This is a genomic window from Mumia sp. zg.B53, from assembly GCF_019550935.1.
Lineage (GTDB): Bacteria > Actinomycetota > Actinomycetes > Propionibacteriales > Nocardioidaceae > Mumia.
In genome coordinates this window covers 110,997-125,158 of the sequence record NZ_JAHWCK010000002.1, presented here as the reverse complement: position 1 = coordinate 125,158, position 14,162 = coordinate 110,997, and the positions used below count along the sequence as shown (strand labels likewise).

Genomic DNA, 14,162 nt, shown 5'->3' with positions numbered 1-14,162 from the left:
TCGCCGTCCGACGCGCTTACCGCTCGCAGACGATGCCGTCCCTGTCGCGGTCGATGTACCAGGAGTACTCCGGGTCCCTCCCCCGGTAATAGGGGCCGTAGCCATGGGCGATGGCTACGCCGCACGTGCCGAAGCGCGGATCGTTGCTCGAGGGCGGCGGCGCGGGTGCGCTGTTTCCGCCGGTCTTGACGCTCGCCCGCCCGGGCTTGGCAACCTTCAGGCCGCGCCTACCGCAGCGGGAGAACACGCGGGTGATGGCCCGCTTCTCACGCTTGTCGACGGCGAGCCGCCACCGGTACTTCACGGCCACGTAGCGGGCGGTGTAGGAGCACCTGGACTTGCTGGGCAGCCACTGGGCGATGTCGCCGTCACCCTTGGCCCGGTTGGAGCGCGCGGTCACCGCGACGAGGGACTCGGCATATCCGAGGTCGTTCGCGTAGGCGATCCGGGTCTTTTTGGTCCACTTCTTGGCGCCGCTGTCCCAGGCTTCGGCCAGCGGCACACGGTGGTCGATGTCGAGCTTGGAGGCACGTCGCACGACCCGGCCGTCGTACTGGCTGCGCCATTTGCCGCGCTTGATCGTGCAGTTTCGGGTCTGTGTGGTGCGGGACCTCGACTCGCTTCTGAGCACGACGGCCCTCGTGTCACAGCCCTTCCCCTGTGCCTTCCAGCCGCGGCCGAACTTGGCGCGCGCGTAGCCGGCGCGCGTCTCGCTGCGCACCGTCAGCCTCTTCAGCAGGGTCTTGGCCGAGATCGTGCTGGCCCTCTTCGCGTCGGCCACGCTGGGAGTGGCGGTCGGCACTGGTGTCGCGCTGGCGGACGAGAGCCCGGCGCCGATCAGCGCCAGACACCCCACGAGCGCGAGCGCGCGGACAGCGTTCTTCACGATGGTCTCCTTCGAGCAGCGGCGGCACGCCCCTCGTGCAGCGCGGCACGGGCATGGCGCATCAGCTCACGCCGGACCTCGACCACGCGGCCCCCCGGGGGCAGGGGGCGCAGCCGACGCACGTCAGCGATCGGACTCACCCCGAGAAAGGGCCAAAACCAGACTAATCGCCCACACAAGGGCTCCCGTACGTTCTCACCGTCGTGGTGTCGCGAGGCCAGCCCACTGTCAGAGCCTCCCGATCGGCGGACCGAACCTTCGAGCGTGACAGTCAGCACACGGCGTGTGCTGCCGACCATGCTGTGACGCGGATGTAACACGGCGCCCGTAGCCTCCCGGCATGGAGAGCCAGGCACGAGAGAACGTCCAGGCGTTCATCAGCGCCTGCGAGCACCGCCGTATCCCCACCGAGGACGTGTACAACCGGGTCGCGAGCACGCAGGGCCGTCTGATGACGTACACGACGTCGCGCAAGCCGGTGACGGCCGGCTGGATCCTGCCGGCCAGGCCGCCGGTCGAGGACGCGACCCACGCACTCGTGCTGCCGGTAGGACTGATCTACGGCGCGACGACCGTCCGCCGCAGGCTCGGCCGCAGCCAGAAGGGCACCGGCGCGCTGGCGTGGGTGATGCTGGACGTCTGGTGGCGCCCATCCTCGCCCCACGACCACGGGCTGACGGAGGCGATGTACGACTTCGTCACCGGGTGGGACCGGGTGGGCGTGCGATGAGGCGCCGGGGTCACACGCGACGGTGGACCAGGAGCGGGAGCACGGCCGACGCCCCGGCCGCCCGCAGAGCTCCGCCGACCACCGTGATCGGCCACTGTGACGCCGAGGCGTCCACGACCAGCAACACCGTACGGCCGGCGACCGCTGCCGCGGTCTCGCTCGGCACCGTCACCGCGTCGCGCCACAGCGCCGCCTCGTCGGACGAGGTCAGCTCGCGGATCTCCTGCGCGGACGGGTGCGCCTCGACCGCGAGGTGAGCCCGGTCGAGCCGTCCCACCGCGGCGAGGTGGTCGGCGATGCTGCCGGAGAGCTCGGCGAACCCGGCCGCCGGCAGAGCCACGGCGACCTCAGGGCGAGACCTCCACTGCGAGCGCCAGCGAGCGAGGACCTGGACGCACGCGTCGAGCACCTCCTGAGGCGCCGGCGCGTCTCGAGCGAACATCTCCCGGACCGCCTCGCGCCACTCGGGGGCGTCGGCGTGCACGAGCGCACGGCCCGGCTCGACCGCACGGTCGGGGGCGATCCGCCCGCGTACGCCGAAGGAGCCGCCCGGCCACATCTTGCGGGGCTCGAGCAGGTGGTCCTCACCACGCAGCACCCCCGCCACCGTGCGGACCGTCTCGGCCCGTGGGGCTGCCGCCAACCCCTCGGGGAGCGTCTCGCGGCACACCGAGCAGCGGCCGCACGGGGCGGCCTCCGGATCGTCCAGCGACTCCTGGAGCAGCTGCATCAGGCAACGCTCACCACGGGTGTAGGCGCGCATGATGTCGGCCTCGCGACGGCGTACCGCCACGACACCGTCGTAGTGCTCACGGTCGTACGACCACGGCGTGGTGGTCCGCACCCAGCCGCGCTCGACCCGCTCGGTGACGCCGTCGACGGCCAGCTGCTTGAGCATGAGCTCGACACGCCCGCGCCGCAGGCCGGTCTCGGCCTCGAGGCTCACCACGGTGGCCGGCGCGTCGACCGTGGCGTCGGCCATCGCCTCGAGCAGCCGCTCGACCTGCTCGGCGACGGGGATGGTGGCGGTCGCGAAGTAGTCCCACACTCCGTCGTCGGCCCCCGAGGGCAGCAGCACCGCGTGGGCGTGCTCGATCGCACGCCCTGCACGGCCGACCTGCTGGTAGTACGACACCGGCGACGGCGGCGCACCGACGTGCACGACGAACCCGAGATCGGGCTTGTCGTAGCCCATCCCGAGCGCCGAGGTCGCCACCAGCGCCTTCACTCGGTTGTCGCGCAGGGCGTCCTCGAGCTGCTCGCGCTCGGCGGCCTCGAGCTGGCCCGTGTAGGCGGCGACCGGCACCGCGTCACCGTGGACCGCGCGGACCGCGGCAGTCAGCCGATGCGCATCCGCGACGGTGAGCGCGTAGACAATCCCGGACCCGGGCAGCGTCGGAAGGTGGTCGACCACCCAGGCGTATCGCTCCAGCGGCGACAACCGGTCGACGACCGACAGCTCGAGGCTCGAGCGCGCGAGCGGTCCGCGGAGCACGAGCGTCTCGTCACCGAGCTGCGTCGCCACGTCGTCGGTGACCCGGGCGTTGGCGGTCGCGGTGGTGGCGAGCACCGGGGTGTCGGGATTGAGCCGCTGGAGGACGTCGGAGACGCGACGGTAGTCGGGGCGGAAGTCGTGACCCCAGTCGGAGACCGCGTGCGCCTCGTCGACGACCAGCAGCCCGATGTGGCCCGCGAGAGCGTCGAGCACCCGGCGCCCGAAGCCCGGGTTGGCCAGGCGCTCGGGCGAGACGAGCAGGACGTCGACGTCATCGGCCCGCAGCGCCTGCTCGATCCGGGACCACTCCTCGACGTTGGAGGAGTTGAGCGTCTCGGCCCGCAGACCGGCCCGGGCTGCGGCCGCGACCTGGTCTCGCATCAGCGAGAGCAGCGGGGACACGACGAGCGTCGTGCCAGCGCCCTCGTCGCGGCGGATCGCCGTCGCCGCCCAGTAGACCGCGGACTTGCCCCATCCGGTCGCCTGGACGACCAGCACGCGGGCGCGCGGCTCGCACAGGGCGGTGACCGCGGCGACCTGGTCGCCGCGCAGGCTCGCACCAGGCCCCGCGAGAGCACCGATGACACGGTCGGCGACAGCGGCGCGAGAGGGTGACAGCGCGGACGGAGCGGCGGTGGGGGGCATGGTGTCCACCGTACGCACGCGCAGCGACACCCGGCGTACGGAGTCCCCAGGTCGTCCGTCCGTCCGCGTCCCGGGCGCTCGCACCCGGGACGCGGCGGCGGTCAGCGGAGCTTGTAGTCCTTCAGCAGGCTGCGCCCGATGATCATCTTCTGGATGTCGCTCGTGCCCTCGCCGATGAGCATGAACGCCGCCTCGCGGTAGAGCCGCTCGATCTCGTACTCCTTGGAGTAGCCGTAGCCGCCGTGGATGCGGAACGACGCCTCGACGACCTCGTTGCAGTACTCCGAAGCGACCATCTTGGCCATGCCGGCCTCGACGTCGTTGCGCTCGCCGGCGTCCTTCTTGCGCGCCGCGCGCACGACCATCGCGTGCGCCGTCTCGACCTTGGTGCCCATCTCGGCGAGCCGGAACAGGATCGCCTGGTGCTGGGCGATCGGCTTGCCGAACGTCTCGCGCTGCTGCGCGTAGGCGATGCCGAGCTCGAACGCGCGGTTGGCGATGCCGACAGCGCGGGCGCCGACGTTGACGCGACCGACCTCGACACCGTCCATCATCTGGTAGAAGCCCTTGCCGGGCTCGCCGCCGAGGATCTGGTCGGCCGAGATCTGGTGCTTCTCCAGGATCATCTCGGTCGTGTCGATGCCCTTGTAGCCCATCTTGTCGATCTTGCCGGGGACGGTGATCCCCTGGGCCGTCTCGCCGAAGCCGGGCTCCTTCTCGATCAGGAACGTCGTCATGTTCTTGTAGACCGAGTCCGCACCCTCGTCGGTCTTGGTCAGCACCGCGACGAGGTTGGACGAGCCACCGTTGGTCAGCCACATCTTCTGGCCGGTGATGCTGTACGACCCGTCGTCCTGCTTGGTCGCCTTGGTCGCGACCGCCGAGACGTCCGAGCCGAGCGACGGCTCCGACATCGAGAACGCACCGCGCACCTCGCCCGTCGCCATCCGCGGGAGGTACTTCTGCTTCTGCTCCTCCGTGCCGTGGTGCATGAGCATGTAGGCGACGATGAAGTGCGTGTTGATGACGCCGGAGACACTCATCCACCCGCGCGCGATCTCCTCGACCACCAGCGCGTACGTCAGCAGCGACTCACCGAGGCCGCCGTACTCCTCGGGGATCGTGAGCCCGAACAGGCCGAGCTCCTTCAGGCCGTCGACGATGGCCTGAGGGTACTCGTCCTTGTGCTCCAGCTCGGTCGCGACCGGGAGGATCTCCTTGTCCACGAAGTCGCGGACGGTCTTGAGGATCTCCTGCTGGATGTCGGTCAGTCCGTCGGTGGTGACCAGGCGGCCCATGGTGTTCTCTCTTCTTCCGTACGGCGGGGCTGGCGGGTGCGACGACCTCAGTCGGTCGGCGGCTGCCAGGTCGTGGTGCGCTGCATGCCGGCCGCGCGTCCCTTGGCCGAGATCACGAGCGCCATCTTGCGGGAGGCCTCGTCGATCATCTCGTCGCCGAGCATGGCCGAGCCCTTCTTGCCACCGGCCTCGGAGGTGAACCAGTCGTACGCGTCGAGGATGTTCTCGGCGTGGTCGTAGTCCTCCTGGCGAGGGCTGTAGACCTCGTTGGCGACGTCGACCTGGCCGGGGTGCAGGACCCACTTGCCGTCGAAACCGAGCGCGGCCGACCGCGAGGCGACGCGGCGGTAGCCCTCGGTGTCGCGGATCTGGAGGTAGGGGCCGTCGATGGCCTGCTTGTCGTACGCCCGCGCCGCCATGAGGATGCTCATGAGGATGTGGTGGTAGGCGTCACCGACGTCGTAGCCCGGGGGCTGCTCGCCCACGACGAGCGACTTCATGTTGATGCTGGCCATGAAGTCGGCGGGGCCGAAGATGATCGTCTCGACGCGCGGCGAGGCCGCGGCGATCGCGTTGACGTTGGTGAGGCCCAGGGCGTTCTCGATCTGCGCCTCGATGCCGATGCGGCCGACCTCGAAGCCCATCGTGGTCTCGATCTGCGTCAGCAGGATGTCGAGCGCGACCACCTGCTCGGCGGTCTGGACCTTCGGCAGCATGATGCAGTCGAGGTTGGCGCCGGCGCCCTCGACGACCTCGATCACGTCACGGTAGGTCCACTGCGTCGTCCAGTCGTTGACGCGGACCACCCGGACCTTGTCACCCCAGCCGCCCTCGTTGAGCGCGGCCACGATGTTCTTGCGTGCGTCGGGCTTGGCGAGCGGGGCCACCGCGTCCTCGATGTCGAGGAAGACCTGGTCGGCGGGCAGACCCTTGGCCTTCTCCAGGAAGCGCGGGTTGGAGCCGGGGACGGCGAGACAGGAGCGCCGCGAACGCAAGGCCTTGTTTTCGACAGACACGGGTCACCTCGGTGCTGCGGGGACGGGATCAGGGCTGACTGTACCGACGAGCACTGTTAACGACTTGAACCCGCCGCGCCCGTGTGCCCCCCTTCCCCCCCCCCCCCCCCCCGCGATTCGGTGAGGAGATCGACTCCGCTCGGGCCAGAACCCCCGATCTCCTCACCGAATCGCGCGGATGGGTGGGGGCGATGGGCGCGGGGTGCGGGGGTGCGGGTCAGTCGGCGTCGGGCACCTCGGTACGGCGCGGTGGGCGCCGCGTCACGACGACGGCGAGCCCGACGATGATCAGGGCCAGACCGACGTAGACCCCCAGGCCCGGCGCCTGCCCGAGCATCGCGGTGGCGAGCAGCGCCGCCCCCGGGACCTCGAGCAGGAGCACCAGCGAGACGACCATCGGGCTCATCACCGCGAGCAGGTGGTTGATCACCGAGTGCCCGAGCAGCTGGGCGGTCACCGTCACCGCGAGGATGCCCAGCCAGGCGGTGGTCTCGAACCCGACCAACGGCACCCGCCAGACCAGACAGGCCACCAGCAGGATCAGAGCGCACGCGCCGTAGCAGAGCACCGTGTACGACGTCGTCGACAGCGTCTCCCGCGCCCGGGCCCCCGCGACGGTGTAGATCGCCGCGCTCAGGCCCCCGAGCAGCGCCAGCCCGTCCCCCAGCACGGCCTCGCGCGACAGGCTGAGGTCGACACCGGTGATGACGAGCACGCCGGAGAACGACACGGCCAACCCGGCGGCGACACCGAGCCGGACGTGTCTGCCCCGGAGCCGGTCGATCAGCGCGATCCAACCGACCTGCATCGAGACCAGCGCCGTCGCGGCCGCGACGGAGGTGAGCTTGAGCGCGCTGATCCACGTCGCGAAGTGCGCGGCGAGCGCGGCTCCGGCGAACAGGCAGGTACGGACGTCGACCGCTGTCAGCGCCCTCAGCTCGCGTCGGTTGCGGGTTGCGGCGACCGGGATCAGGACCGCCTCGGCGAGGGCGTTGCGCCAGAACGCGATGGCGAGCGCGGGCGCCTGCGTCCCCGCCATCAGGGGTCCGGACAGCGAGACGCCGAGCACGGCGACGGCGGCGAGGATGACGGTCACCTGCGCAGTATGCGTGGCGCGGCCGCCGTACCGCCGACGCGGCCGCCGCGCAGACGATCCCCGTCCTATGCTGTCGGGCATGGACCCCAGCGAGCCGGCAGGCGACTTCGACGCGCTGTTCCGCCGGGCCTTCGTGGCCGAGGTGGCGAAGAAGTCGGGCCTGCTCTGGATCGTGTACGCCGACGCCTGGCACCCGGTCTGGCACGTCTGGCACGAGGACGCCGTCTGCGTCGTCGCCGGCGGGGACGAGCAGCCGCTGCCAGGGATCCGGGACGAGCGCGAGGTCGTCCTCGACCTGCGCGCGAAGTCGACCCGGGCGCAGGTCGCGAGGGTCAGCGCGTCCGTCGAGGAGATCAGTCCCGACCACCCCGAGTGGGAGGAGGTCACGGCGGTGCTCGCTGCGGACCGCCTCAACCTGTTCGAGGCTGACGAGGCCGTGGCCCGGTGGGCGCGCGAGTGCGTCGTCGTACGCCTCCGCCCGATGGAGCTGTTGTCCTCCCCCGGGCACCTCGACGACAGGGCGCAGCGCGAGCAGCCGCTGGAGTCGCCGGCGCGTACGGTCCGCAGCCGCCCCTTCGCCCTGCACCGCCAGCGTCGCGCCCCTCGCCTCTCGGGGTCTTCCGAGGCCTGAGTCGGGGCCGCAAAATAGTTGAAGCCACCACCATGGCCGAAGCCCCGACGGGTGGACCGCCCATGAGTTATGTTCCTGTCGCACCCTTCGTCTGCCCAGGAAGGCTACCTCAGTGAACTCGCCTCTCAAGCGGGCCGCCGCCGTCGTGGCCGGTGGCGCGCTCGCGTTCTCCGGCCTCGCGTTCGCGTCCGCTGCCCCCTCCGCCGCAGCCGCGCCGAAGCCCACCAGCTTTGGTTCGGCCAGTGTGAGCGCGGCCGCCGCGCCGACGCCGGAGCGTCCGGTCGACATCGTCTCGATCGCCGCGCAGAGCGCCTACATCAACTACAAGACCAAGGGGCTTGACGTCGGCGTGACCGGCCAGGTCGGCCCGAACGTCTCCTACTTCTCGATGACGGCGAACGTCTACCGCGGTTCGACCCGCGTGGGCACCGTCTCCCTGAGCTCCTCCACGGGCAGCGGCTACCTCACCTTCCGGTCCGGATGGGGTCGCGGCACCTTCCGTGTCGCGAACGTCGCCATCACCGGTGGCCGCACGGACGGCAGCACGTTCGCCTACACCGACGCGACCGCCGGAGGCTACTTCACCGTCAAGTCGGCGATCGAGGGCAACCTCAAGTACCGCAACGTCATCTCCATCAAGAGCACCGGCTCGAAGAAGAAGGTGAAGGTCGGGGTCCGCTACTACAGCCCGACCGGCTGGAAGCCGTACCGCGGCAAGAAGGTCGTCGTCCAGGTCAAGAAGGGCAAGTGGAAGAAGAAGAAGGCGCTGCGCCTCAACCGCAAGGGCAAGGCCGGCTTCACCTTCTACTCGTCCAAGCGCGCCAAGTACCGCCTCAAGATCCCCGCGACCAAGACCGTCCAGGGTGGTTACAGCCGCGGCACCATCAAGCTCTGACCTGACACTCAGGCCTCCGACGCCCCGTCACCGCGCCGCGGTGGCGGGGCGTCGTACGTCCGGCCTCCTGCCCGGACGCCGCTAGGCTGACCCCCGTGACCTCGACGAGCCGGATCTTTCTCGCCAGGCTGGCCGGGCACTCTGTCTTCGACCCCGCTGGGGACCAGGTGGGCAAGCTGCGCGACGTCGTCGTCACGCAGCGCAGCGCAGGCCGCCTCCCCCGGGTGCTGGGGTTGGTGATCGAGGTGCTCGGTCGTCGGCGCGTCTTCCTCCCGATGACACGGGTGACGTCGCTCGAGGGCGGCCAGATCATCACCACGGGCGTCCTCAACCTGCGCCGCTTCGAGCAGCGCCAGACCGAGACGCTCGTGTTCGGTGAGCTCTTCGACCGCAAGGTGCGGGTGCCGTCTCAGAACCTCGACGGGGTCGTGGTCTACGACGTCGCGATGGAGCAGGACCGCACCAAGGACTGGTATCTCTCCGACGTCGCCGTGCGCAGCCGCAGCGCCCGCTTCGGACGGCGTGGCCACGGCGTCGTCGTCGACTGGGGCGACGTCGCCGATCTCGCCGGCGAGCAGCCCTCGCAGGGCGCCACCCACCTCCTCGCGACCATGGACGAGATGCGCCCGGCCGACCTCGCCAACGCGCTGCGGGAGCTGCCGGTCCTGCGGCGGACGCAGATCGCGGCCGAGCTCGACGACGAGCGGCTCGCCGACGTGCTCGAGGAGATGCCCGAGATCGCCCAGGTCGAGATCCTCGGCCGCCTCCACCCCGAGCGCGCGGCCGACGTCTTGGAGGAGATGTCTCCCGACGACGCGGCCGACGTCATCGCCACGCTGCCGATGGACACCGCGGAGGCGCTGCTCGCGCTGATGGAGCCCGAGGACGCCGAGGACGTCCGCCGGCTGATGGACTACGAGGAGGGCACGGCGGGTGGCCTGATGACCTCCGACGCGGTCATCCTCCCGCCGGACGCCACCCTGGCCGAGGCCCTCGCCCGCATCCGGGAGCCCGAGATGTCGCCCTCGCTGGCCGCGCTGGTCTACGTGGCGCGGCCGCCGCTCGAGACGCCGACGGGACGTTTCTTCGGGGTGGTGCACTTCCAGCACCTGCTGCGCGAGCCGCCCTCGTCGCTGGTCGGTGCGATCGCGGTGAACGACATCGACTGGCCGCGGCCCGACACGTCGCTGCACGAGGTGGCTCGTATCCTCGCGGCGTACAACCTCGTCGCCTGCCCCGTCGTCGACGACTCCCACCACCTGGTGGGGGCCATCACGGTCGACGACGTCCTCGACGAGCTGCTGCCGGAGGGCTGGCGCGACCAGGAGCCGGAGGGAGCGCTATGAGCGACCGCGACGACCGCCGGGTGCGGCTCGACCAGCCCCGCGATCCCAACCGCTGGAGCCGCAGCCGGCGCCGCCGGGTGGACGCGGAGACCTTCGGCCGGTTCGCCGAGGGGTTCGCGCGGTTCATGGGGACGGCGACCTTCATCGCGTGGATGACGGTGTTCGTGGCGGCCTGGCTGCTCTGGAACAGCCTGAGCCCGGACTCCTTGCGCTTCGACCCGTTCCCCTTCATCTTCTTGACCCTGATCCTGTCGCTGCAGGCCTCGTACGCCGCTCCCCTGATCCTGCTCGCGCAGAACCGTCAGGAGGCCCGTGACAGGGTCACCCAGGAGCAGGACCGGGAGCAGTCGGCCCGGTCGCACGAGGACACGCAGTTCCTCGCCCGGGAGGTCGCGAGCCTCCGTCTGGCCCTCGGCGAGGTGGCCACCCGAGACTTCCTGCGCTCGGAGCTGCGAGGGCTGGTCGACGACATCGAGGACCGGGTCAGGTCGTCGCCGGACGAGGCGGCAGACGGTCAGCCCGACCCGACGCCCTTGTGATTGCCAGGGCGCACGTAGCATCGATGACATGCCCGCTGAGACCCTGGTGAACCCCGACGCCGTCAACCAGGCGCTGTCGACCGTCAACGATCCCGAGATCCGTCGTCCGATCACCGAGATCGGCATGGTGGAGGGCGTCGACATCGACGGAGGCTCCGTCACCGTCAGGCTCCTCCTCACCGTCGCCGGCTGCCCACTCAAGGACACGCTGAACCGCGACATCACCGCCGCGGTGACGAAGGTGCCCGGCGTCACCGACGTCCGCGTCGACATGGGTGTCATGAACGAGGACCAGCGCAAGAACCTCCAAGAGGTGCTGCGCGGTGGGCAGACGCAGCGGGAGATCCCGTTCGCCGCCGCCGGGTCCCTCACGAAGGTGTACGCGATCGCGTCCGGCAAGGGCGGTGTGGGCAAGTCGTCGGTCACCGTCAACCTCGCCGCAGCCCTCGCCGCTCAGGGTCTCAAGGTCGGCATCGTCGACGCCGACATCTACGGCCACTCGATCCCGGACATGCTCGGTGTCGGCGACGCCCGCCCGACCCAGGTCGAGGACATGATCATGCCGGTGCCGGTCCGCGGCATGCAGGTCATGAGCATCGGCATGCTCAAGCCGCGCAAGGACCAGGTCGTCGCCTGGCGCGGCCCCATGCTCGACCGTGCGCTCGTGCAGATGCTCTCCGACGTCTACTGGGGCGACCTCGACGCGCTGCTGCTCGACCTCCCGCCGGGCACCGGCGACATGGCGATCAGCCTCGGCCAGCATCTCCCCAACGCGGAGGTCGTGGTGGTCACCACGCCGCAGGACGCCGCTGCCTCGGTCGCCGAGCGTGCGGGGACCATGGCGTCGATGATGCACCAGCGCGTGGTCGGCGTGATCGAGAACATGTCGTGGCTCGAGCTGCCCAACGGCGACCGGATGGAGATCTTCGGCTCGGGTGGAGGCGAGACCGTCGCCGCGACGCTGAGCGCCCGGTTCGGCTACGACGTCCCGCTCCTCGGACAGATCCCGCTCGACCAGCAGATGCGCATCAGCGGAGACACCGGCGTGGCCATCGTGGAGGAGGCACCCGACAGCCCTGCAGCCAAGGTGCTCAAGCAGGTCGCCTCGACGCTGTCCGGCCGCTCCCGCGGACTCGCCGGGATGCAGCTCGGGCTCTCCCCGACCGGCCGCTGACGTCTCCGCCGGCCTGCGGCTAGGCTTCGCGCATGTTCGACGTCGGCGTGGCGGAGATGGCGGTGATCGTGATCGTCGCGGTCCTCGTCTTCGGACCTGAGCGCCTGCCGGAGTTCGCACGGCAGCTCGGCCGCCTCGTCCGCACGGTCCGGCAGATGGCCGACAACGCCAAGGCCGACCTCCAGCGAGAGATGGGCGACGACTTCACCTCGCTGCGAGACGACATACGGGGCCTCGACCCGCGCGAGATGATGAAGGGCACGCTGGACGACGACGATCCGACGTCCAACCCCTCCTCCCGAGCGACGTCCCGCCCCCTCGAGCCCGGCGAGCCGGCTCCGTTCGACGTCGACGCGACCTAGGGCCTGCGGGCTGTGCGCCGCTGGCGGGGCCTGAGTCTCTCAGGCGTCGCGGGAGCCGGGCGTCGTCCAGGCAGTCAGTCGCTCCAACCCCGTACGGACCCGGTCCAGCATCCCGTTGCGGTGCGGCTGCTGGGGGAGGTCGGCGATCACGTCGCGCAGGCGCGAGGCGGGCGCGTCGGTGACGACGGTGAACACGATGCCGTCGTAGTCCCAGGTGGCGACCGACGGTGTCCCCTCCCGCACCCAGACCTCCGCGTCGCCCACGTCGTGGCGCGCGAAGCCCGACACCGCGTCGCGGTCGAGGGCGCCGTTCTGCTCGTAGACGGTCACCGTGGACCGGCCGTCGGTGTAGGTCAGGGCGATGCCCTTGTCCCCGGAGAGGTCGACCCACCGGGCGCCGACCCGCTCGAGGGACCGTCCGAGGCGGTCGTGACACGGCCAGCCGGTCATGGCAAGGCGGTCGATCGTGGCGGTGTCGATCTGCACCCCGTGCTCGGTGGCGAGGTCGTCTGCGGCGACGCGTCCGGTCTCCTGGAGCGGAGCGGATGCCTCGTGCACCGGGATGCCCTCGGTCCGCGGCACCGGCCGGACAGCGCGGAAGACGGGATCGGCGATCTCCTGCTGGGCGTATCGCACGACCTGGCGCAGACGTCCGTCGGCGTCCTCGATCACGTATGCGGCGACACGGCGGCCGTCGTCGGCGGCGATGACCTCCGACCTGCCTGGCCTCGAACGGATGACGGAGAGATCGTAGCGGTTGGCGAGCAGCCGCACGCTCACCGACGAGCCGAGGGCCTCCTCGAGGAGCGACACGGCCTCCGTCGAGTCGCTCCGGGTGGGCACGACGGCGTGGCCGGGCGCGACCACCAGCGCCACGTCGCTCGGAGAGCCGCCCACGGCGCCGACGCTCTGCTGGATCGGGTCGGCCTCGCCGCGGAACTGGGCTACGAACTGCTCGACGGGCGGAGCCACGGTGTCGGCCGGGGTGGCGGGTGCGCCCACCGCGTAGGCGATGCCGGCGAGCACCGCCGAGGCCCCGGTGGCCGCGATGCCGACACGGACCACGACGTGGTCGAAGATCAGGTGCAGCCGCGACGGCGGAGCGGCGGCAGCGAGCCGCGCTGGGTCGGAGAGGGCCGAGAGGAACGTCGAGGAGGGGGACGGAGGCGTGCACAGGCCGGTCATGCGCCGCTTGAGGGCACGCTGGGCCAGGACGGCCTCGAAGCACTCGTCACAGGCCGCCAGATGAGCGTCCGCGCGCGCGGCCTCGTCGACGGGCAGCTGTCCGTCGACGTACGCCGCGACGCGATCTCCCAGGTGTGCCATCAGCGGGGTGCCACCGCCGGGTCGAGAGGGCCTGCGAACCGTGTACGCGCTCCGGACGGGGCACGGTGCTCCAGCGCCGTACGGAGCTGCTTGCGCCCGCGGTGGATCCGCGAGCGGACCGTCCCGAGCTTGACGCCGAGGACGTCGGCGATCTCTTCGTAGGACAGACCCTCGATGTCGCACAGGACCACGGCGACGCGGAACTCCTCCGGCAGCGAGGCGAGCGCGGTCTCGACGTCCGCGTCGAGGCTCGCGTCGGACCAGGCCCTCTCCGGCGACGGGTCGGTGGCGGTCAGCCTCTCCTCGGCGCCCTCGCCGAACCGGTCGAACCGAAACTTCGACTTCCGGCGGACGCGGTCGAGAAAGAGGTTGGTGGTGATCCGGTGGATCCATCCTTCGAACGAGCCGGGCTTGAAGGAGTCGAGCGAGCGGAACACACGGATGAAGACCTCCTGGGTGAGGTCCTCGGCGTCGTGCTGGTTGCCCGTCAGCCGGTAGGCGAGCCGGAAGACGCGCGCGGAGTGCTGCTCCACGATCTCCTCCCAGGTACCGACCCCGTTCTGGTCGTGGGTCTGCGTGCCGGCGTCCTGCGTGGTCGTGCCCATCTGTCTGACGACCTCCTGTGTTGGTCGGACAACTATCGTCTACCAACAAACTGAGACAACGATGAGACGGACCTGGACGTTCCCCATGATGCCGAGTCGCACGAGCTTTCACGGCACC

14 protein-coding genes are annotated in these 14,162 nt (G+C 70.6%); 7 read left to right on the top strand and 7 right to left on the bottom strand.

Going from position 1 to position 14,162, the window contains the following annotated elements; genetic code table 11:
• Positions 1 to 16: 16 nt before the first annotated feature.
• Entirely contained in the window at positions 17 to 886 is an 870-nt protein-coding gene (locus tag KV102_RS11720) for an excalibur calcium-binding domain-containing protein (protein ID WP_220346382.1), read from the bottom strand.
• Between the two features lie 340 nt (positions 887 to 1,226).
• Here KV102_RS11720 and KV102_RS11715 point away from each other — a divergent pair, with 340 nt between their 5' ends.
• Complete coding sequence (locus KV102_RS11715) at positions 1,227 to 1,616, top strand: hypothetical protein (RefSeq protein ID WP_220343884.1); 390 nt, start codon at positions 1,227 to 1,229, stop codon at positions 1,614 to 1,616.
• Positions 1,617 to 1,626: 10 nt separating this feature from the next.
• Here the strand turns inward: KV102_RS11715 and KV102_RS11710 are convergent, their stop codons facing one another.
• The 4 genes from KV102_RS11710 to KV102_RS11695 form a co-directional block, all read right to left on the bottom strand.
• A complete protein-coding gene (locus KV102_RS11710) occupies positions 1,627 to 3,756 on the bottom strand; it encodes an ATP-dependent DNA helicase RecQ (protein WP_220346381.1) in 2,130 nt (709 codons plus the stop codon).
• 101 nt (positions 3,757 to 3,857) lie between these two features.
• Positions 3,858 to 5,054 carry an acyl-CoA dehydrogenase family protein gene (locus tag KV102_RS11705; RefSeq protein ID WP_220343882.1) on the bottom strand — a complete coding sequence of 399 codons (1,197 nt, stop codon included), beginning with the start codon at positions 5,052 to 5,054 and terminating at the stop codon, positions 3,858 to 3,860.
• A gap of 47 nt (positions 5,055 to 5,101) precedes the next feature.
• Positions 5,102 to 6,070 carry a CoA ester lyase gene (locus KV102_RS11700; RefSeq protein WP_220343881.1) on the bottom strand — a complete coding sequence of 323 codons (969 nt, stop codon included), beginning with the start codon at positions 6,068 to 6,070 and terminating at the stop codon, positions 5,102 to 5,104.
• A 217-nt stretch (positions 6,071 to 6,287) separates the two neighbouring features.
• A complete protein-coding gene (locus KV102_RS11695) occupies positions 6,288 to 7,166 on the bottom strand; it encodes a DMT family transporter (protein WP_220346380.1) in 879 nt (292 codons plus the stop codon).
• A 79-nt stretch (positions 7,167 to 7,245) separates the two neighbouring features.
• Here KV102_RS11695 and KV102_RS11690 point away from each other — a divergent pair, with 79 nt between their 5' ends.
• The 6 genes from KV102_RS11690 to KV102_RS11665 all read left to right on the top strand — a co-directional run bounded on the left by KV102_RS11690 (position 7,246) and on the right by KV102_RS11665 (position 12,113).
• A complete protein-coding gene (locus KV102_RS11690) occupies positions 7,246 to 7,797 on the top strand; it encodes a hypothetical protein (protein WP_220343879.1) in 552 nt (183 codons plus the stop codon).
• Positions 7,798 to 7,909: 112 nt separating this feature from the next.
• Entirely contained in the window at positions 7,910 to 8,692 is a 783-nt protein-coding gene (locus KV102_RS11685) for a hypothetical protein (RefSeq protein ID WP_220346379.1), read from the top strand.
• A gap of 95 nt (positions 8,693 to 8,787) precedes the next feature.
• Positions 8,788 to 10,038 carry a magnesium transporter MgtE N-terminal domain-containing protein gene (locus KV102_RS11680; protein ID WP_301021483.1) on the top strand — a complete coding sequence of 417 codons (1,251 nt, stop codon included), beginning with the start codon at positions 8,788 to 8,790 and terminating at the stop codon, positions 10,036 to 10,038.
• Positions 10,035 to 10,577 (top strand): DUF1003 domain-containing protein, encoded by a 543-nt coding sequence (locus KV102_RS11675; protein WP_220343877.1) that lies wholly within the window; start codon positions 10,035 to 10,037, stop codon positions 10,575 to 10,577. The genes KV102_RS11680 and KV102_RS11675 overlap by 4 nt, the downstream gene beginning before the upstream one ends.
• Positions 10,578 to 10,605: 28 nt before the next feature.
• On the top strand, positions 10,606 to 11,751 hold the full coding sequence (locus KV102_RS11670; RefSeq protein WP_220343876.1) for an Mrp/NBP35 family ATP-binding protein: 1,146 nt from the start codon (positions 10,606 to 10,608) through the stop codon (positions 11,749 to 11,751).
• A gap of 32 nt (positions 11,752 to 11,783) precedes the next feature.
• A complete protein-coding gene (locus KV102_RS11665; protein ID WP_220343875.1) occupies positions 11,784 to 12,113 on the top strand; it encodes a sec-independent translocase in 330 nt (109 codons plus the stop codon).
• Between the two features lie 39 nt (positions 12,114 to 12,152).
• On the opposite strand, the gene KV102_RS11660 is transcribed toward KV102_RS11665, so the two are convergent.
• Together KV102_RS11660 and sigE are read right to left on the bottom strand one after the other, a co-directional pair.
• On the bottom strand, positions 12,153 to 13,439 hold the full coding sequence (locus tag KV102_RS11660) for a zf-HC2 domain-containing protein (protein WP_220343874.1): 1,287 nt from the start codon (positions 13,437 to 13,439) through the stop codon (positions 12,153 to 12,155).
• A complete protein-coding gene (gene sigE, locus KV102_RS11655; protein WP_220343873.1) occupies positions 13,439 to 14,044 on the bottom strand; it encodes an RNA polymerase sigma factor SigE in 606 nt (201 codons plus the stop codon). The genes KV102_RS11660 and sigE overlap by 1 nt, the downstream gene beginning before the upstream one ends.
• Positions 14,045 to 14,162: the final 118 nt, after the last annotated feature.